This is a genomic window from Nocardiopsis aegyptia, assembly GCF_013410755.1.
Classification (GTDB): Bacteria; Actinomycetota; Actinomycetes; order Streptosporangiales; family Streptosporangiaceae; genus Nocardiopsis; species Nocardiopsis aegyptia.
In genome coordinates this window covers 2,884,711-2,904,811 of the sequence record NZ_JACCFS010000001.1, presented here as the reverse complement: position 1 = coordinate 2,904,811, position 20,101 = coordinate 2,884,711, and the positions used below count along the sequence as shown (strand labels likewise).

The following is a 20,101-nucleotide window of genomic DNA, read 5'->3' as shown; positions in this document are numbered from 1 at the left end:
TTTGTTTTCAACCCCCCACCTGGAGCCGGGCGCGGAGAGGAGACGCCGGGGGTGGGGAGCAAGCGCAGGTCAGGTGTTGTTAGCCTTGCCTAACCAACCCTCTCCGTGCCGTCACGGTCGGCAGAGGTCCGGCCGTACCCCCGTCGAGGAGAACCACCGCATGACCGCCCTGTCCAGACCCGTCCAGATGACCGCAGCCGCCCTCGTCGGCGCCGCACTCCTGACCGCCTGCTCCGGCACCGACGCCGGGGACGACGGCCGGACCGGCGGCGGTGGCGGCGACGGCGCCTTCCCCGTCACCATCGACAGCGCCCTCGGCGAAGCGGTCATCCCCGAGGAGCCCGAGCGCGTCGTCACCTGGGGCTGGTCCGCGCAGGACGTCGTGCTCGCCCTGGATGTCGTCCCTGTGGCCATGCCCCGCAACGACTACGGCGGCAACGAGGACGGCGTCTTCGAGTGGGACGCCGACAAGATCGAGGAGCTCGGCGGCGATCAGCCCACCATCCTCTCCGGCGCGCACGCCGACGCCCCGCCGCTGGAGGAGATCGTCGAGGCCCGCCCCGACGTGATCCTGGCCCCCAACTCCGGCCTCACGCAGGAGGACTTCGACCGCCTCCAGGAGATCGCGCCCACCGTCGCCTACCCCGAGCAGCCGTGGGCCACCACCTGGCAGGAGCAGGTCGACATCGTCGGCCGCGCGCTCGGCAAGGAGGACGAGGCCGCGGCGCTGCTGGAGGACACCCAGGCGCAGGTCGAGGCGCTGGCCGGGGAGAACCCCGAGCTGGAGGGCACGACCTTCTTCTACGCCGCCGCCAACGAGGCCGACGTGCTCAACGTGTACCGGGAGTACGACCCGCGCGTGGAGATGCTCACCGACCTGGGCATGGAGCCCAGCGCCAGCGTGTCCGAGCTGGACACCGACCCCGACGACTCCTTCTTCTTCCAGGTCAGCTACGAGAACCTGCAGGAGATCGAGACCGACGTCCTGGTGATGTACTTCGCCGACGAGGCGTCCCTGGAGGAGTTCACCTCCGACCCCCTCGTCGCCGCCATGCCCGCCGTCCAGGAGGGCCGCTTCGCCCCGATCGTCGGCGAGGACTTCGTCATGGCCAGCAGCGCCCCGACCGTGCTGTCCATCCCGTGGATGCTCGACCGGTATGTGCCCGAGCTGGTCGCCGCCGCCGAGAACGTCGAGTAGCGCGGAACCCCGATGACCACCACCACCGGGGGCGGTGCCCGCACCGCCCCCGCCACCCGCAGGCCCGGGCGCCCACGCGCGGCGCTCGGCTTCCTGCTGCTCGGCCTGGCCCTGGCGGTCGCCGCGCTGCTCAGCCTCGCCGTGGGCGCCAACCCCCTGCCGCCGGGCGTCGTGCTCGACGCCGTGCTGCGCACCGACCCGACCCTCCCCGACCACCTGGTCGTGGTCGAGAAGCGCCTCCCGCGGACCCTGGTCGGACTCACGGCGGGACTGGCCCTGGGCATGGCGGGCGCGGTGATGCAGGGCCTGACCCGCAACCCGCTCGCCGACCCCGGGCTGCTCGGGATCAACGCCGGGGCCTCGCTCTTCGTGGTGGGCGCCATCAGCCTCCTCGGCGCGACCTCGCCCGGCGAGTACGTGTGGTTCGCCTTCGCGGGCGCCGCGGTGTCGGCGGTGGTCGTTTACGGGGTGTCGAGTTTCGGTCGCGAGGGCGCCACCCCGGTCAAGCTCGCGCTGGCCGGAGCGGCGGTCACCGCCGCCCTGACCTCGATCGTCACCGCCGTGCTGCTGGTCGACCAGTCCTCGCTGGACCAGATGCGGTTCTGGCAGGTCGGGGCCCTGGCCGCGCGCGGACTCCCCGTGGTCGCCCAGACCACGCCGTTCATCGTGGGCGGCGCGCTGGTCGCCCTCCTGCTCGGCCGCTCGCTCAACGGCCTGGCGCTGGGCGACGACGTCGCCCGCGGACTCGGCCAGAACATCGTGCGGACCCGGATCCTGGCGGCCGTGGCGATCGTCGCGCTGTGCGGAGCCGCGACCGCGTCGGTCGGACCGATCGCCTTCGTCGGCCTGCTCGTGCCGCACGTCGCCCGGAGCGTCGTGGGCCTGGACTACCGGCTCATCCTCCCCTTCAGCGCGCTCGCCTCGCCCACACTGCTGCTGGCCTGCGACGTCATCGCCCGGGTGGTCGCACGCCCGGGTGAGCTCCAGGTCGGGATCGTCACGGCGGTGATCGGCGCCCCGCTGTTCATCGCTCTGGTGCGCAAGGGGAAGGCGGTGCGGCTGTGATCACCACCCGTCCGTCCACCCGTCCGTCCACCCGTCCGTCCGGCGGCACCGTCCGCGCCGTGCGCCGGCGCGGCACCCGGCGCGAGGCCGCGGTCACGCTCGTCCTCGTCCTGCTGCTCCTCGGCGCGATGCTGCTGGGGGTGAGCGTGGGCCGGGCGTCGGTCTCCCTGCCCGAACTCCTCGACCTCCTCACCGGGCGGGCCGACCAGGTCACCCGGTTCGTGCTGATCGAACTGCGGCTCCCGCGCCTGCTCACCGCGGTGGTCACGGGTGCCTGCCTCGGGCTGTCCGGGGCGCTGCTCCAGACCATCGTCCGCAACCCGCTGGCCAGCCCCGACATCGTCGGCATCACCCACAGCGCCAGCGCGGCCGGCGTCCTGGGCGTGGTCTACCTGGGCCTGAGCGGCCTCGCGCTGGCCGGGTTCGTGTGCCTGGGGGCGCTCGCCGCCGCCGCGGCCATCTACCTGCTGGCCTGGCGGCACGGCGTGGCGGGCTACAGGCTCCTGCTGATCGGCATCGGCGTGGCGGCGCTGTCCACGAGCGTCGTCTCCTGGGTGCTGACCCAGAGCGACGTCCGCGACGCGCGGGTGGCCCTGACCTGGATCACCGGCAGCCTGGCCCGCGCCGACTGGCCCACTCTCAACCCGCTGCTCGGCTGCTTCGCCGTCCTGGTGGCGGCCCTGGTCCTGCTCGGCGGGCGGCTGCGCTCGCTCGAACTGGGCGACGACTCCGCCATCTCGCTCGGCGTGCCCGCCGAGCGGACCCGGCTCTGGCTGCTGCTGACGTCGGTGGGCCTGGCCGCCTCGGCGGTGGCGGTGACCGGCCCGGTCGCGTTCGTGGCCCTGGTCAGCGCGCCGATCGCCCGGCGCACCGTCCGGTCGGGCCGCCTGGCGCTGCTGCCCGCGGCGCTGATCGGAGCGCTCATCATGCTCGCGTCCGACCTCCTCGCGCAGTTCACGATCCCCGACGTCCTCCTCCCCGTGGGGGTGGTGACCGGCATCGTGGGCGCGCCGTACCTTCTCTGGCTCCTCATGCGGACCAACCGGTCCGGGGCAGGTGGTTGACATGATCCCGTCCGACACCGCGCACACGGCGGACCCCGCCTTCTCCGCCCTGGCGGCGGAGGACCTGTCGCTCGGCTACGGCGACCGGACCATCGTGCACGGTCTGAGCATGGCGGTCCCGCCCGGTGTCGTCACCTCGATCGTCGGCGCCAACGGGTGCGGCAAGTCCACCCTGCTGCGGGGCCTGGCCCGCCTGCTGCCGCCGCGCGGGGGCCGCGTGCTCCTCAACGGCACGGACATCCGGACCCTGCCCACCCGCGACGTGGCCCGGACCGTGGGCCTGCTGCCGCAGAGCCCCGTCGCACCGGACGGCATCACCGTCGCCGACCTCGTGGGCCGCGGCCGCTACCCGCACCAGGGCTGGTTCCGGCGCTGGACGAGCGGCGACGACGAGGCGGTGCAGGAGGCCCTGGAGGCGACCGGGACGCTGGAACTGGCGGAGCGGTCGGTGGACGAGCTGTCCGGGGGGCAGCGGCAGCGGGTGTGGATCGCCATGACCCTGGCCCAGCGGACCGACCTGCTGCTCCTGGACGAGCCCACGACGTTCCTCGACATCGCGCACCAGGTGGAGGTCCTGGATCTGCTGCTGGAGCTGAACCGGACGCAGGGGACCACGGTCGTGATGGTCCTGCACGACCTCACCCTGGCCTCGCGCTACTCCGACCACCTGGTGGCCATGCTCGACGGCTCGGTGTACGCGTCCGGCCGCCCCCGCGACGTGGTGACCGAGGACCTGGTCCGCGACGTCTTCGGGCTCTCGGCCCAGGTCTTCCCCGACCCGGTCACGGGAACGCCCAGCCTCTCGCCGCTGGTGCGCAACCCCGCGCACCTGCCGAGCTGAGACGCCGAACCGCGGAGCGGTCCGGGGCATCCACCCCCAGTGACACCGACACCCGAGCAGGAGGGACCCCGCGCGATGGCCCAGAGGGACGCCGAGGACGGTCGGCCGGACGAGCTCCACCGGCTGCGCAACCGGATGGCCGCCCTGGAACAGCGGGTGGCGCACAACGAGGTGGGCGCCCTGCACGCGCGCGTGGTGACCGGCGGGCTGGGGGCGGGAGCCATGGCCCTGCTGCTGTCCCTCTCCCTGCCGTGGGTGCGCGGCGGAGGCTTCGGGCCGTCGTTCGACGATGACGGCGACCTGACCCTCGGTTCGTCGGCCCGCTCCATGGGAACCGGGTGGGAGCTACTGGCGGAGGCGTACGAGGACGGCCGGTGGCTGATCCTCGTCGCACTGGTCGCCGTGCTCCTGACCGCGGCCCTGGCGTTCGCCGGGCTGTTCAGCGGGAGTCGAGGAGTCCACGTCGCCGTCCAGGCCGCGGGGTGGGCGCTGCCGGTGCTGCTCCTCCTGGCGTGGCCGCACGACTCGGGCCCCGAAGCCGGCGGCGGACCCATGATGGCCGCGGTCGCGGGCGTGGTGGTCGCCCTGGCGGCATTCTGGGCGGTCTCGGAGATCGACCGGACCGCGGAGAACCGGGCCGTGTGGGAAGAGCTGGGCCGGTCGGTGTGATCCGCGACGCGGCGCGATCCGGCCCGCGGGAGTAGGGTCCGGACCCGTGAGCCACGTGATCGCCGCTGACGGCACCCGCCTCTGGTACGACGTCCTCGGAGAGGGCGAACCCCTCCTCCTGTTCAACGGCCAGGCGCTCGACCACGAGATGTGGGACGGCGTCCACACCGGCCTGGCGCGTCGGCACCGGGTCGTGCGGACCGACTTCCGCGGCACCGGCGGCAGCGACGCCCCGCTGGGGGAGCCCTACAGCCTGGAGCTGTTCGCCCGTGACGCCCTCGCCGTCCTGGACCACCTCGGCATCGGACGCGCCCACGTCTACGGCTTCTCGATGGGCGGCAAGGTCGCCCAGACCCTTGCCTCGCTGGCGCCCGAGCGGGTCGGCGCGCTCGTGCTGGGTTCGACCGCGCCGGGAGGCGACCACGAGGTGGAACGTCCCCGCTCGGCCACGCTGGCGCTGCGCCAGGCCGGTACGGCGGCCGGACGGGAGCTGATCGGACCGCTGTTCTACACGCCCGACTGGGCCGCCGCGCATCCCGACACCGTCACCCGCGTCCTGCCGCGCGGCCCCCTGCGCGCCCAGCGCCTGCACTTCGGGGCGAGCACGGGCTACGACGGCTGGGACCTCCTGCCCGGCATCACCGCGCCGACCCTGGTCGTGCACGGCGAGGACGACGAGCTCACGCCCGTGGGCAACGCCGAACTGCTCGCCGAGCGCATCCCGGGCGCACGCCTGCTGACGCTGCCCGGGATGCGCCACGGCTACCCGCACGAGGCCGAGCCGGAGGCCACCCGGGCCGTCCTGGAGTTCCTGGCGGAGCACGGCCTGACCGAACGCGGACTCACCGACCAGCCGCTGCGCGCCTGACGGCCCGACCGGCGGAGCTCACAGGGGGGGACCCGCGTCCACGGGCTCACAGCGGCGGGGGAACTCCGTGCGCATGCGCTCCATCTGGCGGCGGTCGCGCTTGGTCGGGCGGCCCGCGCCGCGGTCGCGCTTGACGAACGGCACCGCCGCCTCCGGGGGAGGCGCGGGCGTCCGGTCGGTGTAGCAGCGCGCGGCGACCGGCGCGCCGACCCGCTTGGCCAGCACGTGCGTGACGTCGACGATGCGCGTGGTCCCGTGCAGGCGGACCCGCACCTCGTCGCCGGGCTTGACGATCGTGGCCGGCTTGGCCGGGCGGTCGTTGACCCGGACGTGCCCGCCGCGACAGGCCTGGGCGGCGTCCGCGCGCGTCTTGACCAGGCGCACGGCCCACAGCCATCGGTCGACCCGGGTGGAGTCGGGGCCGGGCGGCAGGGGAGCCGAGGACTCGTTCACACCGGTTCCCTTCTGGAGAGTGGAGCGTTCTCCGTCACTCTAGGACGGCTCCGGTACGAAGTACTCCGAAGTCGCGCTAGAGTTGTACACGCAGCGAGGTCCTGTGGAGCAGTTAGGAGTGCTCGCCACCCTGTCAAGGTGGAGGCCGCGGGTTCAAATCCCGTCAGGACCGCAGAGGAAGGCCCGGCGTCTGAGGACGCCGGGCCTTCGCTGTTGTGGGGAGAGTCGAGGGGGCGGTTGTGGTCTACCGGTACGCCACGGAACGGGCGGACCACTCGGCGCTGGCCAGCGGGAACGTGCTGCGGTCCGCGCCGGGGTTCCCCGGGTTCCCGGTGCGGTTGGCCAGCGAGCTGTTCCAGCGAGGGCTGGCGCACGTGCCCCAGGAGCGGGTCCGGATGTGGGACCCGTGCTGCGGCAGCGGCTACCTGGTGACCGTGCTGGGGCTGCTGCACAGGGACCGGATCGTCCACGCGCGGGCCACGGACGTGGATACCGACGCGGTCGCCCTGGCCGCGCGCAACCTCGCGCTGCTGACGGCCGACGGGCTGGCCGAGCGCCAGGAGGAGCTGCGTCGCTCCGCGCTGGACTTCGGCCGGGCGGAGTTCGTCGGGCGCGCCGGGACCGCCGGCGCGCTGGCGGCCGGTCTGGCGTCTATGGGCGGCGACCTCCCCCATGAGACGGGCGTGGCGGACGTGTTCACGCTGTCCGAGCCGGTCGAGGCCGACCTGGTCGTGACGGACGTGCCCTACGGGGACCTCACGCACTGGCGGGGCGAGGCCCCCGGTGGCGACCCCATGGCGGCGCTGCTGGCGTCCCTGGGCCGGGTCCTGCCCCCGCACGCCGTCGTGGTGGTGACCGCGCGTACGCGCCGGGTCGTCCTGCCGCCCGGTGTGCGCGCCCTGGAACGGGTCAAGGTCGGCAACCGCGCGGCCGTGCTCGTGCGCGCCCGCGACGTGGCGCCCTGAGGGTTCCCAGGAGGGGCGGGCCGTCCACAGGCTGTGGACGGCGGTCGGGGCGCGGCCCGGTCGGGAGTCCCGCGGGCGCCGCGGACCCCATGAGTCCCCGGGCGGGGACGCACGTGTCGCGCATACGGCCTCCTTCCCGACGATTCGTCACGATTGTCACGCGCAGCGGTGTGGGAAGTGGGAGTCCGCCACCTCGCGAGGCATATTCATGAAGGGAACGCGGTGGGAATCCGACTTTGACTCGTCCCTTCCGGACGGCGTCCAGGTAAACGGGGTGTGGTCGGAATGGCAGCACGAGGTCGATCCGGAGGAGCGAGGATGACCGACACCACCAACGCCACCGACACCACCGGGGGCACCGGCGCGCCACGGCGGCCCGACGGTCGCGCGGCCCGGCCCGCGCACCGCGTCGCCGTGACGCGCCAGGTCGCCTCGGCCATGCTGGGCTACCCGGACGAGAGCTTCTTCGACCGCCTGCCGCTCGTGGCCCGCGCGGTCGCCGGGCTCCCGCGCGGTGCCGTGCGCGAGGCCCTCGACGAGTTCTGCGAGTACGCCACCACCACGCCCGAGCTGGAGCTGTGCGAGCACTACGTGGACGTCTTCGACCACCGCCGGCGCCGCACACTGCACCTGACCCACTACACCGACGGCGACACGCGGCGGCGCGGCCACGAACGGGCCGAGATCGCCGGGATCTACGCCCGGTCGGGGTGGAAGGTGGGCGCCAACGAACTCCCCGACCACCTGGCCGTGGTCCTGGAGTTCGCGGCCCGCGGCGACGCCGACGCCGGAGAGGCGCTGCTGGCGCGGTTCCGGCACGGCCTGGAACGGCTGGGCACGGCCCTGCACGCCCACGGCACCGCGTACGCGCGCGTGCTCGACGCCGTTCGCCTCACCCTGCCCTCGCCGCGGCGCGCCGAACACGAGGCCGCCCACCGGACGGCCGCGCAGGGGCCGCCCGCCGAGGACGTCCCGCACCCGCGCAGGGCGGTCGACGGGCGGTGGCCGCGGGCGGGAGGAGGGGGCCGGTGAGCCCCCGCGGGCGGATGCCGCGCCCCATCCACGCCGAGGTGTCGGTCACAGAGAGACGGAGCACCACATGGAGCTGTTCCCGGACATCCCACTCGAATCCTGGTACGACACCAAGCAGACGCTGCACCGCTTCGAGCAGATCGTCGGCAAGGTGCGGCTGGAGCACAGCCCGCGCCGCAACCACTGGTGGCACGTGCCCTTCCACCTGACCGGGTCCGGTCTCACGACCCGGCCGATGGGGCTGGGCGACGGCAACCCGGTGTTCACGGTGGACTTCGACTTCGTCCGCCACCGGCTGGTCGCCTCGACGCTCGACGGGCAGGAGGCCTCTCTGCCTCTGGAGGGGCTCAGCGTCGCCGAGTTCTACCTCCGCTTTCAGTCGCTGCTGGACGGCCTGGGGGTGGACGGGTCGATCTCGGAGGCGCACCCCTTCGACCTGCCGGACTCCGACCGGCCGTTCGTCCAGGACCACGAGCATGCGACCTACGTCCCCGAGCACGCCATGCGGTACTGGCAGGTGCTGAGCCAGGTGAACCTGATCCTGGAGGAGTTCTCGTCGGGCTTCTCCGGCAAGATCAGTCCCGTGCACCACTTCTGGCACACCTTCGACATCGCCGTCACCCGTTTCTCCCCGCACCCGGTGCCGCAGCCGAGAGAGGTGGGCGGCCTCGTCCGGGAGGCCTACTCGCGGGAGGTCGTGAGCTCGGGCTTCTGGTTCGGCGACGACACCGTCCCCGAACCGTGCTTCTACTCCTACACGGCGCCCGAACCGGACGGGTTGGCCCAGCAGCCGCTGTCCCCGGTGGCCGCGGAGTGGGTCAAGAGCGGGGGCGGACACCTGGCGCTGCTGCGGTACGCCGACGTGCGCCGGATGCCGGATCCGCGCGCCTCGGTCCTGGAGTTCCTGGAGAGCTCCTACCGGGCGGGGGCCGCCCTGGCCGGCTGGGAGATCTCCGCGCTGGCGTGCCCCGGCGGTGTCACCGATCCCTACGTCGTCCGGGGCTGACGGCGTCCCGGTACGAGGTGTGTGCGTGGTCTCCGGGGGAACGTGGCATTCTGTGGGCGCATGTACCCCGCACGCGCCGCGTGCGGGGCCGACGCACTGAGCGGAGATGGCCATGGAGCTGACGGTCGAGGACGCGCGGGAGCGGTCGAGGTTCGAGGTGAGCGTGGACGGGAACCTCGCGGGGTTCTCCGCGTACCACCTCATCGACGACGGGGTGCTGGCCCTGCCCCACGTGGAGGTCGACCCCGCCTACGAGGGCCGCGGCGTGGGCAGCGCGCTCGTCCGGGAGTCCCTCGACACCATCCGTGCGCGCGAGCTGCGGATCGTGCCCATCTGCCCCTTCGTCCAGGCGTTCCTGGAGCGTCACCCGGAGTACGCGGACCTCGTGCACCAGGGCTGACCTGCGGCTCGGCGGGTGGGGCGAACGATGACGAGGGTGAGGAACTCGGACATAGTTCCGAATAACGGAAATATCACCAGAGGGGCAACGTCTGGACAAGGGTTGTCCAAATAGTGGTACGGATCGCTTTGCCGGGTAAGAGTGGGCGGTTGTCCCTCATCCTGAGCGAAGGAGCTCGACCACGTGATATCCGCAGACGCAGCACCCACCCTCAGCGCGAGTCTCACCGAGGCCATCGGCGGCGTCAACGACGTTTTCTGGGCCTGGATCCTGATCCCCCTGCTCGTGGTGGTCAGCCTGTACTTCACCTTCGGGTCAGGCCTGGTCCAGCTCCGGATGATCCCGGAGATGTTCAAGGTCGTCGGGGGAACGCCCGAGATCGCGCCGGACGGCAAGAAGGCCGTCTCCTCGCTCCAGGCGTTCATGATCTCGGCCGCGGCCCGCGTGGGGACCGGAAACATCGTCGGTGTGGCGGTGGCGATCTCCCTGGGCGGCCCCGGCGCGGTGTTCTGGATGTGGGCGATGGCTCTGATCGTGGGCGGCGCCAGCTTCGTCGAGTCCACCCTCGCCCAGCTCTACAAGGTCCGTGACCGCACGGGCTACCGCGGCGGCCCCGCCTACTACATGGAGCGGGCGCTCGGCCAGCGCTGGCTGGGGGTCCTGTTCGCGATCATCCTCATCCTGACCTTCCCGATGGTCTTCAACGCGGCGCAGAGCAACACGATCGCCGGTGCCGTGACCAACTCCTCCGAGTCCCTGGGCACCGGCTCGGGCCTGTGGCTGTCGGCCGGCGTCGGCGTCGCGGTCGTCGTGGCCACCGCGCTGGTGATCTTCGGCGGCGTCCGCCGGATCGCGCACACCGCTCAGGCGCTCATCCCGGCCTTCGCGGCCATCTACGTCATCATCGGCCTGGTCATCATGGCGATGAACTACCAGGCGGTCCCGGGCGTCTTCGTGATGATCTTCGAGCACGCCTTCGGCCTGCGCGAGTTCGGCGCGGCCGCGCTGGGCACGGTGATCGTCCAGGGTGTGCGCCGGGGCATGTTCTCCAACGAGGCGGGCCTGGGTTCCGCCCCCAACGCCGCGGCCAGCGCGTCGGTCACGCACCCGGTCAAGCAGGGGCTCGTCCAGACCCTGGGCGTGTACTTCGACACCCTCGTGCTGTGCACGGTGACCGCCTTCATCGTCCTGCTGGGCAGGGGGACCGAGCCGCTCGACGGTGGACTGGAGGGCGACCTGGCCCAGCACGCGGTCATGGCGTCGCTCGGTCCGTGGGCGCTGCACCTGATGACCCTGATCCTCATCCTGGTCGCGTTCACCTCGGTGCTCGGCAACTACTACTACGGCGAGTCGAACATCGAGTACCTGACGCGGAACGAGAGCGTCATGTTCGGCTACAAGATCGTGTTCCTGGTGGCCACCATGCTGGGCGCCCTGGGCTCGATCGACCTCGTGTGGACGCTGGCCGACACGACCATGGGCCTGATGGCCCTGGTCAACCTGGTGGCGATCACGCCGCTGGCGATGATCACGTTCAAGCTGCTCAAGGACTACAACGAGCAGCGCCGTGAGGGCCGCGACCCGGTGTTCACGCGGGACCGCGTGCCCGGGCTCAAGGGCGTGGAGTGCTGGGACCCGGCCACCGAGGGCACGGACGTGTCCGAGGGGTCACGGGTCTGACCCCGGCCGTGGCGCAGGGGCGGATCCCGTCGGGGTCCGCCCCTTCCTGTGTCCGACGTGCGGTGACGGCGCCAGAACGGCCCAGGAGCGGGCGTTCGCGGGCAAGCGTGTTCTTTCGGTCACGGCGAATCATCGCTAGTGTTCTGGATCACAGTCGTGGCGGCCAGTGTGTCTCGTCGAGGGAGTCCGATGTCCATCGTCTCAATCGAGCCCGCCACCGCCGAGCGGTGGGAAGACCTGGAGAACCTGTTCGGGCCGACCGGAGCCTACGGGCACTGCTGGTGCACGTTCTTCCGAAGACGGGCCAAGGACCACACCGCGAGCACCTCGTGCGAACGGTCGAATCGGGGCGTGGACAACAAGGAGGAGCTACGGCGGCTGACCCTCGACGGGCGCGTGCCGGGGCTCCTCGCCTATGACGAGGACGGTCCGTGCGGCTGGGTGTCCGTGGCGCCCCGGGAGGACTTCATCCGGCTCTCCCGCTCGCGGTCGCTGCGCCCGGCCGACCCGCGTGAGCCGGGCGTGTGGTCGCTGGTGTGCTTCTGGCTCCCGCCGCGCCGCCGGCGCCGCGGACTGGGCAGCCGCCTCCTGGAGGGGGCGATCGACTACGCCCGCTCCGGCGGCGCCCGGGTGCTGGAGGCCTATCCGGTCGACACCGCGGGCGGGCGCGCCCCGAGCGCGGAGGTCTACACAGGGACGGTGGAGATGTTCCGCCGTGCCGGCTTCACCCTGTCCGGGCACCACCTGAGCGAGCGCGTGGTGGCCCGCCTGGAGCTCAAGGCCGAGTAGGCCCGCCTCCGGACGCCGCCCCCACCGGCCCCGGAGACGACGAGGTCGAGCCGTACCCCACCGGTCTCGCCCGATCCCCGACCCCCGACCCCCTCTTCAACGCGGCCCCCGCGGGATCCGGATCCGTCCGGACGCGACGGGGGCTTCTTTGCCGCTCCTTGGTACCCCCCTGGGGTAATGTGTGGGGGCGCGTCGCGGACGTGCGGTGAAGCGACTTGACGGATGGATACCCCCTAGGGGTATAGTCGGTCCCAGTCGGAGCGGTCCGCGACGGAGACCGCCACACGAATCAGGAGGCGACATGGCTACCGCTGTCTACACGGTCGACGGCATGAGCTGCGGGCACTGCGTGAACTCCGTGACCGAGGAGGTCACCGGGGTCAAGGGCATCACCGACGTGCGGGTGGACCTGGAGTCCGGCAAGGTGACCGTCACCGGTGAGGGCGACATCGACGACGCCTCGGTGCGCGCGGCCATCGACGAGGCCGGCTACGAGGTGCGTGCCTGACATGGGCGTGACCACGAAGCTCGGGCTCTACGTTCTGGGCCTCGTGGCCGTGTTCGCCGTGATGTTCGGGGCCGGCTCCCTGGCCGGCCCCGTTCTGCCGGAGCGGACGCAGGACGCCGAGCGCGCGGAGGACCAGGGCCACGAGGACACCGCACGCCCCGACGACGCGGGCGGCCACGACGACACGGACATGGAGCGCTGATGACCAGCAGAACCGAGGAGCGGTCGGTCGAACTGGCCATCGGCGGCATGACCTGCGCCGCCTGCGCCAACCGCGTCGAGAAGCGCCTGAACAAGCTCGACGGCGTGACCGCCAGCGTCAACTTCGCGACGGAGAAGGCACGGGTCAGCTTCGACGGCGCGCCGACCGCGGTCGAGGAACTCGTCGCCCAGGTCGAGAAGGCCGGGTACACCGCCACCGTCCCACGAGCGGAGGGCTCCGGGGAGCAGGAGGCCGCCGAGGAGGCCGACCCCACCCGCGCGCTGCGCGACCGGGTCGTCGTCTCCCTGGCGCTGTCGGTCCCGGTCATCGCCATGGCGATGGTCCCCGCCCTGCAGTTCACCTACTGGCAGTGGGCCTCCCTGGCCCTGGCCGCCCCCGTCATCGTCTGGGGCGCCCTGCCCTTCCACGTCTCGGCGTGGAAGAACCTCAGGCTCGGCACGGCCACCATGGACACCCTGGTCTCGCTCGGCGTGACCGCGGCGTTCCTGTGGTCGCTCTACGCCCTCTTCCTCGGTACCGCCGGGACGCCGGGCATGACGCACCCCTTCGAGTTCACCATCGCCCGCACCGACGGGTCCGGCAACATCTACCTGGAGGTCGCGGCCGGCGTCACGTCCTTCATCCTGCTCGGCAAGTACTTCGAGGCGCGGTCCAAGCGGCGGGCCGGGACCGCCCTGCGCGCCCTGCTCGAACTGGGCGCCAAGGAGGTCACGGTCCTGCGGGACGGGCGCGAGGAGCTCGTCCCGGTCGACCGGCTCGCCGTCGGCGACCACTTCGTCGTGCGGCCCGGCGAGAAGATCGCCACCGACGGCACCGTCGAGTCGGGCACCTCCGCGGTCGACATGAGCATGCTCACCGGCGAGTCCGTCCCGGTGGAGGTCTCCCCGGGCAGCACCGTCGTCGGCGCCACCGTCAACGCGGGCGGGCGCCTGGTCGTGCGCGCCTCGCGGATCGGCTCCGACACCCAGCTCGCCCAGATGGCGCGGCTGGTCGAGGACGCCCAGAACGGCAAGGCCGCCGTCCAGCGGCTCGCGGACCGCGTGTCCGGGGTGTTCGTGCCGGTCGCCATCATGATCGCGGTCGGCACCCTCGGCTTCTGGCTCGGGACCGGCGAGCCGACCGCCGCCGCGTTCACCGCCGCCGTCGCCGTCCTCATCATCGCCTGCCCCTGCGCGCTCGGCCTGGCCACGCCCATGGCACTGATGATGGGCACGGGCCGCGGCGCCCAGCTCGGCATCCTCATCAAGGGCCCCGAGGTGCTGGAGAGCACCCGCCGGGTCGACACGGTCGTCCTGGACAAGACCGGCACCGTCACCACCGGGACCATGGCGCTCGCCGGAGTCACCGCCGCCCCCGGACAGGACGAGGACGAGCTGCTGCGCCTGGCCGGAGCACTGGAGAACGCCTCCGAACACCCCATCGCCCGCGCGATCGCCAAGGGCGCGACCGAGCGGGTGGGGGCGCTCCCCGCGACAGAGGACTTCGCCAACATCGAGGGCCGGGGCGTCCAGGGCGTCGTGGACGGCCACGCCGTCCTGGTCGGCCGGGTGGCACTGCTCCAGGAGTGGTCGCAGGACCTGCCGGAGGAACTCGCCGACGCGATCGAGGCCGCCGAGTCCGAGGGCCGCACGGCCGTCGCCGTCGGCTGGGACGGACGCGCCAGGGGCGTGCTGGTGGTGTCCGACACGGTCAAGCCCACCAGCGCCGAGGCGGTCCGGTGGTTCCGCGAGCTGGGACTGACCCCGATCCTGCTGACCGGCGACAACAAGGCCGTGGCCCGGGCGGTCGCCGACGAGGTCGGGATCGAGGAGGTCGTCGCCGAGGTCCTGCCCAAGGACAAGGTCGACGTGGTCACCCGCCTCCAGGCCGAGGGGCGCACCGTGGCCATGGTCGGGGACGGGGTCAACGACGCCGCCGCCCTGGCCCAGGCCGACCTGGGGCTGTCCATGGGCACCGGGACCGACGTGGCCATCGAGGCCAGCGACCTCACACTGGTCCGCGGGGACCTGCGCGCCGCGGCCGACGCGGTGCGGCTGTCCCGGCGCACGCTCGGGACCATCCGCGGCAACCTGTTCTGGGCCTTCGCCTACAACGCGGCGGCGCTGCCCATCGCCGCGGCGGGCCTGCTCAACCCGATGCTGGCGGGCGCCGCGATGGCGATGTCGAGCGTGTTCGTGGTGACCAACAGCCAGCGGCTGCGCCGCTTCCGCCCGCTCACCGAGCCCGCACCCAACGAATAGCAACGGCTCCCGAGCCGAAGGCCCCGCCACCGGACGCCCGGTAGGCGGGGCCTTCGGCCGTCGGAACCACCGGGGCAAGGGGGAGCGGTTCCGCTCGCCGGATCCACAGGGGGTGGAAGGTGCGCGGGATCGTTCCGGGAACCCCAAAGGGTTGATCGGGCCGAAGCGAGGCACGAGCGGAGGCCCAAGACAGGCAGGTGGTGAGGGGCGCACCGGTGCCTGCAGGAGGAGTCTCTGCCGTCGGCGAGGAACGAGCCAGGCAGGAGCGACGACGAAGGACCCGGTGTGAAAGCGCCCCGAACCCGCTAGGGTTTGCGCGAGAACTCCGTGTAGTCAGGGGTTCTCGCGCAGCCCCGCGCGGCCCCCGCCGTGCCCGAGCCCTGGAAGGACGGCCGCTCCCGTCCCCGACCACACCCCCCAGTCGAGGTCCCGTGACATCTGGATGCCCCCGCGCAGCGCTCCACCACAGTGAGCCGCACCCCGACCCCTACGCCCTCTACGAGAAGATGCGCGCCGACCACGGCCCCGTGGTCCCCGTCGAACTCGAACCGGGCGTGCACGGGTGGCTCGTCACCGACTACTCCACCCTGATCTCCTGGTCCCGGGACACCACGACCTTCACGCACGACTCCCGGCTGTGGAAGGACTACCGCGAGGGCCGGGTGGGCGTCGACTCCGGCCTCATCGCGATGATGGCGCCCCGCCCCAACGCCCTGTTCGTCGACGGCAGCGAGCACCAGCGGCTGCGCCGCGCCCTCACCGACTGCCTCGGCAGCGTGAGCGAGCGCCGCCTGTCCGAGACCACCCGGCGCTACGCCGACAGCCTGGTCGACCAGTTCTGCGAGCGCGGCGAGGCCGACGCGCTCAACGAGTACGCCCGCATGCTGCCGCTGCTGGTGATGAACGAGCTCTTCGGGTTCGACGAGGACCAGGGCCTGCGCTTCGCCTCCGCCATGCGCAACATCTGGGCGGGCGTGGACAGCGAGCGCGCCAACGCCGAGGCCGAGCGCGCGCTGTCGGAGGTGGTCTCCACCAAGCACCGCGTGCCCGGGGACGACCTCACCACCCGGCTGCTCCAGCACCGCGCCGCCCTGACCGACGAGGAGGTGCTCCACCAGCTCCTGCTCATCATCGCGGCGTCCAACGAGCCCACGGCCGACCTGGTGTACGCGACTATCCGCGAGATCCTGACCAGGCCGGGCGCGGTACCGGGCTCGGACGCCTCGCTGTCGGCGGCGGCCCTGGACGACATCGTCAACGAGGTCCTGTGGAAGGACCCGCCGATCACGAACTACCCCGTGATCTACCCGCGGGTGGACGTGCCCGTGGGCGGCGGGCGCGTCATCGAGGCCGGGTCGCCGGTCCTGCTGGGCTTCGCCGCCTCGGACCACTTCTTCCTCAAGGAGAACGCCGCGGAGATGGCCGAGACCAGCAACCGGGCGCACGTCGCCTGGGGCGCCGGTCCCCACCGCTGCCCGGCCATCGACGAGGCCACCACCATGGCGACCATCGCCGTGCGCGTCCTGCTGACACGGCTGCCGGGCCTGTCGCTGGCCGTTCCGCCCGAGGAGCTGTGCTACCAGCTCTCCACGCTGACCTGGTTCCCCGTCCACCTGCCCGTCCGCTTCACGCCGCAGTCGCCGCTCAACTCCCCACCGGAAGGAGAGTCGTGGACGCCGTCCGACTCGCCCCTGGAAACCTCCGAGCCCAGACCGAGCACCTCCGCGCCCTGGGGCCTGTCGTCCCTGTCGAACTTCCTGGTGAGGTTGCTGCGTGGGTCGTGACCACGCACGCGGCCGTCGAGGAGGCCCTGGCCGACCCGAGGGTGCAGAAGGACAAGAAGCACTGGACGGCCTTCAACGCCGGTGAGATCCCGCCGGACTGGCCGCTCATCTCCTGGATCATCGCCGAGAACATGCTCACCAGCGACGGCGCCGAGCACACCCGGCTGCGCAAGCTGGTGTCGCGCGCGTTCACCCCGCGCCGGCTCGAACGGCTCCGCGAGGCCATCGCCGTGCTCGCGGACGGTCTGCTCGACGACCTGGAGGCGGAGGCCGCCGCGGCCGAGGGCGGGGTCGTCGACTTCAAGGCGACCGTGGCCCAGCGGCTGCCGATGACGGTCATCAGCGACCTCTTCGGGCTGGACCAGGAGATCCGGCCGAAGCTGCACGGCCAGGTCAACGTGTTCTTCGACCAGAGCATCGCGCCCGACCAGGCCATGGCGACCTTCATGGAGATGTGGGCGCTGCTGACGGACCTGGTCGCCACCAAGCGCGCGGAGCCGGGCGACGACCTGACCACCGACCTCATCGCCGCCCGCGACGAGGGCGACCGGCTCAGCGAGGACGAACTGGTCTGGAGCCTCGTGCTGATCATCAGCGCGGGCTACGAGACCACCATGAACCTCATCGCCAACGCGGTGCGGGCGCTGCTCGGCCACCGCGACCAGCTCGACCTGGTGCTGGCGGGCGAGGTGGGCTGGGACCGCGTCCTGGAGGAGGTCCTGCGCTGGGACGGCGCCAGCGGCTTCGTCCCCATGCGGTACACGACCGAGGAGTTCGCGCTGGCCGGGGTGACCGTGCCCGCCGGGGAGCCGCTGCTGCTGGGCTACGGCTCCGCGGGCCGCGACCCCGAACGCCACGGCGACACCGCGGACCTGTTCGACATCACCCGCGAGGACACCGGGCACCTGTCGTTCTCCCACGGGCGGCACTACTGCCTGGGCGCGAGCCTGGCCCGGATGGAGGTCCTGGAGCTGCTGCCGCGCCTGTTCGCGCGCTTCCCCGGGCTCGACCTCGCCGTGGCCGACCAGGACCTGGAGCCGCTGCCGTCCTTCATCGTCGGAGGCGTGCAGGCACTCCCCGTGCGCCTCTCCTGACCCACCCGGGCGTGGGACACGCCCGGACGAGCCGGTCCCGCCGTCGGACGCGTCACAGCGCCCGCGGCGGGATCGCCGCATGTCAGGGGTGTTTCGTCCGGATTCGTCCGAGGTGGGCGACACCATCGTCACCGCACGGGGAGCGTCATCGGTCGGCACGGCTTCCAGGGCGTGTGTGGTGGGTGCCGCCCGTCGCGAGCGGTGCATCCAGTGGTGCTCTCGCCAGGCCGAAGAAGGAGCTCCCCTACTGTGCGGCTTCGCCGTTGTCGCACAGCGGGGGCCCGGCTGGTTCCCCTGTCGACTGATGAGAACGCGGCGAGAGTGCCGCTGGGGCGCCGCGCAGCAGGGCGAGTATCCGCCACACGCCCTAGACTCGCTGGTGTCCCCCTCCGGTGCCCCTCCACCAGCCACGATCTCCCATGCCTGCCTCCCCCTCAGAGGAATCGCACACCATGAACAGTTCGGAAGCCGACCCCGGTCGACTCCTGGCCAGCCGCTACCGCCTGGAAGAGGTGCTCGGGACAGGCGGCATGGGGAGGGTCTGGAAGGGGACCGACACCCTCCTGGACCGGCCCGTCGCGGTCAAGGAGCTGACCACCCCCGCCAACCTCCCCCCGCACGAGATCGAGGTCCTGCGGACGCGCATGCTCCGCGAGGCGCGCAGCGCGGCGCAGCTCAGCCACCCCTCGATCATCACGGTGTTCGACGTGGCCGAGGAGGACGGCCGCCCGTGGATCGTGATGGAGCTCGTGCGCGGGCCCTCCCTGGGTGACCTCATCAAGTCCGACGGCGTCATCGGCGTGGGCCGGGCGGCGGGCATCGGCGAGCAGATGGCCGCCGGGCTGGGCGAGGCGCACGGGCGCGGGATCGTGCACCGCGACGTCAAGCCCGGCAACGTGCTCATCGCCGGGAACGACCGGGCTGTGCTCACCGACTTCGGCATCGCGCACCTCGACGGCTCCACCCACCTCACCAGCACCGGGCTGCTCATCGGCTCGCCCAGCTACCTGGCCCCGGAGGTCGCCCAGGGACAGGCGGCGACCCCCGCCTCCGACCTGTGGTCGCTGGGCGTGACGCTCTACCAGGCGGTCGAGGGCGGCCTGCCGTTCGACCGGCCCACCCCGATGGCGACGCTCACCGCGATCGTCACCCAGGACCTGCCCGTGTCCGAGCGCGCCGGAGCCCTGCGGCCGCTGCTCGAGGCCCTGTGCGAGAAGCGCCCCGAGGACCGGCCGACGGTCACCGAGGCGCGCGCCCGGCTGCGGGAGATCCGGGACGCCGAGGAGGAGGACGGGACCGCGCCGGCCGTCGCCCCGACCCTGGCCACGACGGCCCCCGCGCCCATGGACCCGTCCCCGGCTCCGGACGAGGGCGCGGGCGGGGCGGCGTCCGCCGGACCGGCCCAGGACGCTCCGGAGGAGCCGGTCGGGACGGGCGGGGCGGCGGTGTCCGCCGCGGCCTCCGTGCCGGGGCGGGGCGCGTCCCGGCACGGAGGCCGCGGCACCCGGCGCACCCTGCTCGTCGTGGCGGCCGTCCTGGTCCTCCTGGTGGCCGGAGCCACGACCAGCGTGCTGCTGAGCATGAACCGGCCGGGCGCCGGGTCGGGCGCGGGACTGGTCGACGGCTCCCAGGAAGCGGGCGCGGGCACGGACGGGGACCCCTCCGCCCCTGCGTCGGAGGAGGCCGGGGCCGCCGGGGAGGAGGGCCGGGACGACGCGGAGGAACCGGAGACCGAGGAGTCCGAGGAGCCGGACGACGAGTGGGACTTCCTGGTCCGCCACGACGACCCCAGCGGCTTCTCCGTGGACGTGCCCGAGGACTGGACCGAGGAGCGCCGGGGCCACATGGTGTACTTCAACAACCCCGACGGCGGCTACCTGCTCGTGGACCAGACCGACGACCCGAATCCGGACGCCGGGGACGACTGGCGCGACTTCGAGCCGACCGCCCGGGGCAACTTCGGCGGGTACGAGCTGACGGGGATCGAGGACGTCGAGGCCGACTGGACCGAGGACTACGTCAGTGCCGCCGACTGGGAGTTCACCTACGACGGGAGTGGCGGTCGGATGCACGGCATCAACCGGGGCTTCCACACCGAGGACAAGGGCTACGCGCTGTTCCTCGTCGCGAGCAACGACGACCCGGAGGGCAACCGGGCGCTGCTGGACCGGATGTCGGAGACCTTCGAGCCGGCGGCCTGACGGCACGGGCGCGGGGTCCGG

General features: G+C 72.5%; 19 protein-coding genes and 1 tRNA gene. 19 read left to right on the top strand and 1 reads right to left on the bottom strand.

Annotation, left to right across the window (positions count from 1 at the left end; all coding sequences use genetic code 11):
- Positions 1 to 160 precede the first annotated feature (160 nt).
- The 6 genes from HNR10_RS13065 to HNR10_RS13040 all read left to right on the top strand — a co-directional run bounded on the left by HNR10_RS13065 (position 161) and on the right by HNR10_RS13040 (position 5,705).
- Positions 161 to 1,198 (top strand): iron-siderophore ABC transporter substrate-binding protein, encoded by a 1,038-nt coding sequence (locus HNR10_RS13065; protein ID WP_179823516.1) that lies wholly within the window; start codon positions 161 to 163, stop codon positions 1,196 to 1,198.
- 12 nt (positions 1,199 to 1,210) lie between these two features.
- Positions 1,211 to 2,263 (top strand): FecCD family ABC transporter permease, encoded by a 1,053-nt coding sequence (locus HNR10_RS13060; RefSeq protein WP_179823514.1) that lies wholly within the window; start codon positions 1,211 to 1,213, stop codon positions 2,261 to 2,263.
- Positions 2,260 to 3,327: a FecCD family ABC transporter permease gene (locus HNR10_RS13055; protein WP_218897739.1), complete on the top strand. Its 1,068-nt coding sequence runs from the start codon at positions 2,260 to 2,262 to the stop codon at positions 3,325 to 3,327. The genes HNR10_RS13060 and HNR10_RS13055 overlap by 4 nt, the downstream gene beginning before the upstream one ends.
- A 1-nt stretch (position 3,328) precedes the next feature.
- Positions 3,329 to 4,168 carry an ABC transporter ATP-binding protein gene (locus HNR10_RS13050; RefSeq protein WP_179823512.1) on the top strand — a complete coding sequence of 280 codons (840 nt, stop codon included), beginning with the start codon at positions 3,329 to 3,331 and terminating at the stop codon, positions 4,166 to 4,168.
- Positions 4,169 to 4,243: 75 nt separating this feature from the next.
- Positions 4,244 to 4,837 (top strand): hypothetical protein, encoded by a 594-nt coding sequence (locus HNR10_RS13045; RefSeq protein WP_179823510.1) that lies wholly within the window; start codon positions 4,244 to 4,246, stop codon positions 4,835 to 4,837.
- Between the two features lie 46 nt (positions 4,838 to 4,883).
- The gene (locus HNR10_RS13040; RefSeq protein WP_179823508.1) at positions 4,884 to 5,705 is read left to right on the top strand and encodes an alpha/beta fold hydrolase; all 822 of its coding nucleotides are present in this window, start codon (positions 4,884 to 4,886) and stop codon (positions 5,703 to 5,705) included.
- 18 nt (positions 5,706 to 5,723) lie between these two features.
- Here HNR10_RS13040 and HNR10_RS13035 read toward each other — a convergent pair whose 3' ends face one another.
- Complete coding sequence (locus HNR10_RS13035) at positions 5,724 to 6,158, bottom strand: RNA-binding S4 domain-containing protein (protein WP_179823506.1); 435 nt, start codon at positions 6,156 to 6,158, stop codon at positions 5,724 to 5,726.
- 97 nt (positions 6,159 to 6,255) lie between these two features.
- Here HNR10_RS13035 and HNR10_RS13030 point away from each other — a divergent pair.
- The 13 genes from HNR10_RS13030 to HNR10_RS12970 all read left to right on the top strand — a co-directional run bounded on the left by HNR10_RS13030 (position 6,256) and on the right by HNR10_RS12970 (position 20,080).
- Positions 6,256 to 6,330 (top strand) — tRNA-Asp (locus tag HNR10_RS13030).
- A gap of 67 nt (positions 6,331 to 6,397) precedes the next feature.
- Positions 6,398 to 7,123 carry an rRNA methyltransferase gene (locus tag HNR10_RS13025; protein ID WP_179823504.1) on the top strand — a complete coding sequence of 242 codons (726 nt, stop codon included), beginning with the start codon at positions 6,398 to 6,400 and terminating at the stop codon, positions 7,121 to 7,123.
- Positions 7,124 to 7,441: 318 nt separating this feature from the next.
- Positions 7,442 to 8,155 carry a nitrate reductase molybdenum cofactor assembly chaperone gene (gene narJ / locus HNR10_RS13020; protein ID WP_179823502.1) on the top strand — a complete coding sequence of 238 codons (714 nt, stop codon included), beginning with the start codon at positions 7,442 to 7,444 and terminating at the stop codon, positions 8,153 to 8,155.
- Between the two features lie 67 nt (positions 8,156 to 8,222).
- Positions 8,223 to 9,161: a DUF5996 family protein gene (locus tag HNR10_RS13015; RefSeq protein ID WP_179823500.1), complete on the top strand. Its 939-nt coding sequence runs from the start codon at positions 8,223 to 8,225 to the stop codon at positions 9,159 to 9,161.
- Positions 9,162 to 9,273: 112 nt separating this feature from the next.
- Positions 9,274 to 9,561: a GNAT family N-acetyltransferase gene (locus HNR10_RS13010; protein ID WP_179823498.1), complete on the top strand. Its 288-nt coding sequence runs from the start codon at positions 9,274 to 9,276 to the stop codon at positions 9,559 to 9,561.
- Between the two features lie 183 nt (positions 9,562 to 9,744).
- Positions 9,745 to 11,241 carry an alanine/glycine:cation symporter family protein gene (locus HNR10_RS13005; protein ID WP_179823496.1) on the top strand — a complete coding sequence of 499 codons (1,497 nt, stop codon included), beginning with the start codon at positions 9,745 to 9,747 and terminating at the stop codon, positions 11,239 to 11,241.
- A gap of 189 nt (positions 11,242 to 11,430) precedes the next feature.
- Positions 11,431 to 12,030: a GNAT family N-acetyltransferase gene (locus HNR10_RS13000; RefSeq protein ID WP_179823494.1), complete on the top strand. Its 600-nt coding sequence runs from the start codon at positions 11,431 to 11,433 to the stop codon at positions 12,028 to 12,030.
- 301 nt (positions 12,031 to 12,331) lie between these two features.
- Entirely contained in the window at positions 12,332 to 12,538 is a 207-nt protein-coding gene (locus HNR10_RS12995; protein ID WP_179823492.1) for a heavy-metal-associated domain-containing protein, read from the top strand.
- 1 nt (position 12,539) lies between these two features.
- Positions 12,540 to 12,740: a hypothetical protein gene (locus tag HNR10_RS12990; RefSeq protein ID WP_179823490.1), complete on the top strand. Its 201-nt coding sequence runs from the start codon at positions 12,540 to 12,542 to the stop codon at positions 12,738 to 12,740.
- Positions 12,740 to 15,001: a heavy metal translocating P-type ATPase gene (locus HNR10_RS12985; RefSeq protein WP_179823488.1), complete on the top strand. Its 2,262-nt coding sequence runs from the start codon at positions 12,740 to 12,742 to the stop codon at positions 14,999 to 15,001. Before HNR10_RS12990 ends, HNR10_RS12985 begins: the two co-directional genes overlap by 1 nt.
- 431 nt (positions 15,002 to 15,432) lie before the next feature.
- The gene (locus tag HNR10_RS12980) at positions 15,433 to 16,785 is read left to right on the top strand and encodes a cytochrome P450 family protein (protein WP_376769752.1); all 1,353 of its coding nucleotides are present in this window, start codon (positions 15,433 to 15,435) and stop codon (positions 16,783 to 16,785) included.
- Positions 16,782 to 17,879 (top strand): cytochrome P450 family protein, encoded by a 1,098-nt coding sequence (locus tag HNR10_RS12975; protein WP_179823486.1) that lies wholly within the window; start codon positions 16,782 to 16,784, stop codon positions 17,877 to 17,879. The genes HNR10_RS12980 and HNR10_RS12975 overlap by 4 nt, the downstream gene beginning before the upstream one ends.
- A 452-nt stretch (positions 17,880 to 18,331) precedes the next feature.
- A complete protein-coding gene (locus HNR10_RS12970) occupies positions 18,332 to 20,080 on the top strand; it encodes a serine/threonine-protein kinase (RefSeq protein WP_179823484.1) in 1,749 nt (582 codons plus the stop codon).
- Positions 20,081 to 20,101: the final 21 nt, after the last annotated feature.

What these genes read in the sequence shown, in the direction of transcription:
- HNR10_RS13065 (WP_179823516.1), top strand. Translation starts at nt 161, where the DNA reads ATGACCGCCCTGTCCAGACCCGTCCAGATGACCGCAGCCGCCCTCGTC.
- HNR10_RS13060 (WP_179823514.1), top strand. Translation starts at nt 1,211, where the DNA reads ATGACCACCACCACCGGGGGCGGTGCCCGCACCGCCCCCGCCACCCGC.
- HNR10_RS13050 (WP_179823512.1), top strand. Translation starts at nt 3,329, where the DNA reads ATGATCCCGTCCGACACCGCGCACACGGCGGACCCCGCCTTCTCCGCC.
- HNR10_RS13045 (WP_179823510.1), top strand. Translation starts at nt 4,244, where the DNA reads ATGGCCCAGAGGGACGCCGAGGACGGTCGGCCGGACGAGCTCCACCGG.
- narJ (WP_179823502.1), top strand. Translation starts at nt 7,442, where the DNA reads ATGACCGACACCACCAACGCCACCGACACCACCGGGGGCACCGGCGCG.
- HNR10_RS13015 (WP_179823500.1), top strand. Translation starts at nt 8,223, where the DNA reads ATGGAGCTGTTCCCGGACATCCCACTCGAATCCTGGTACGACACCAAG.
- HNR10_RS13010 (WP_179823498.1), top strand. Translation starts at nt 9,274, where the DNA reads ATGGAGCTGACGGTCGAGGACGCGCGGGAGCGGTCGAGGTTCGAGGTG.
- HNR10_RS13000 (WP_179823494.1), top strand. Translation starts at nt 11,431, where the DNA reads ATGTCCATCGTCTCAATCGAGCCCGCCACCGCCGAGCGGTGGGAAGAC.
- HNR10_RS12995 (WP_179823492.1), top strand. Translation starts at nt 12,332, where the DNA reads ATGGCTACCGCTGTCTACACGGTCGACGGCATGAGCTGCGGGCACTGC.
- HNR10_RS12990 (WP_179823490.1), top strand. Translation starts at nt 12,540, where the DNA reads ATGGGCGTGACCACGAAGCTCGGGCTCTACGTTCTGGGCCTCGTGGCC.
- HNR10_RS12985 (WP_179823488.1), top strand. Translation starts at nt 12,740, where the DNA reads ATGACCAGCAGAACCGAGGAGCGGTCGGTCGAACTGGCCATCGGCGGC.
- HNR10_RS12970 (WP_179823484.1), top strand. Translation starts at nt 18,332, where the DNA reads ATGAACAGTTCGGAAGCCGACCCCGGTCGACTCCTGGCCAGCCGCTAC.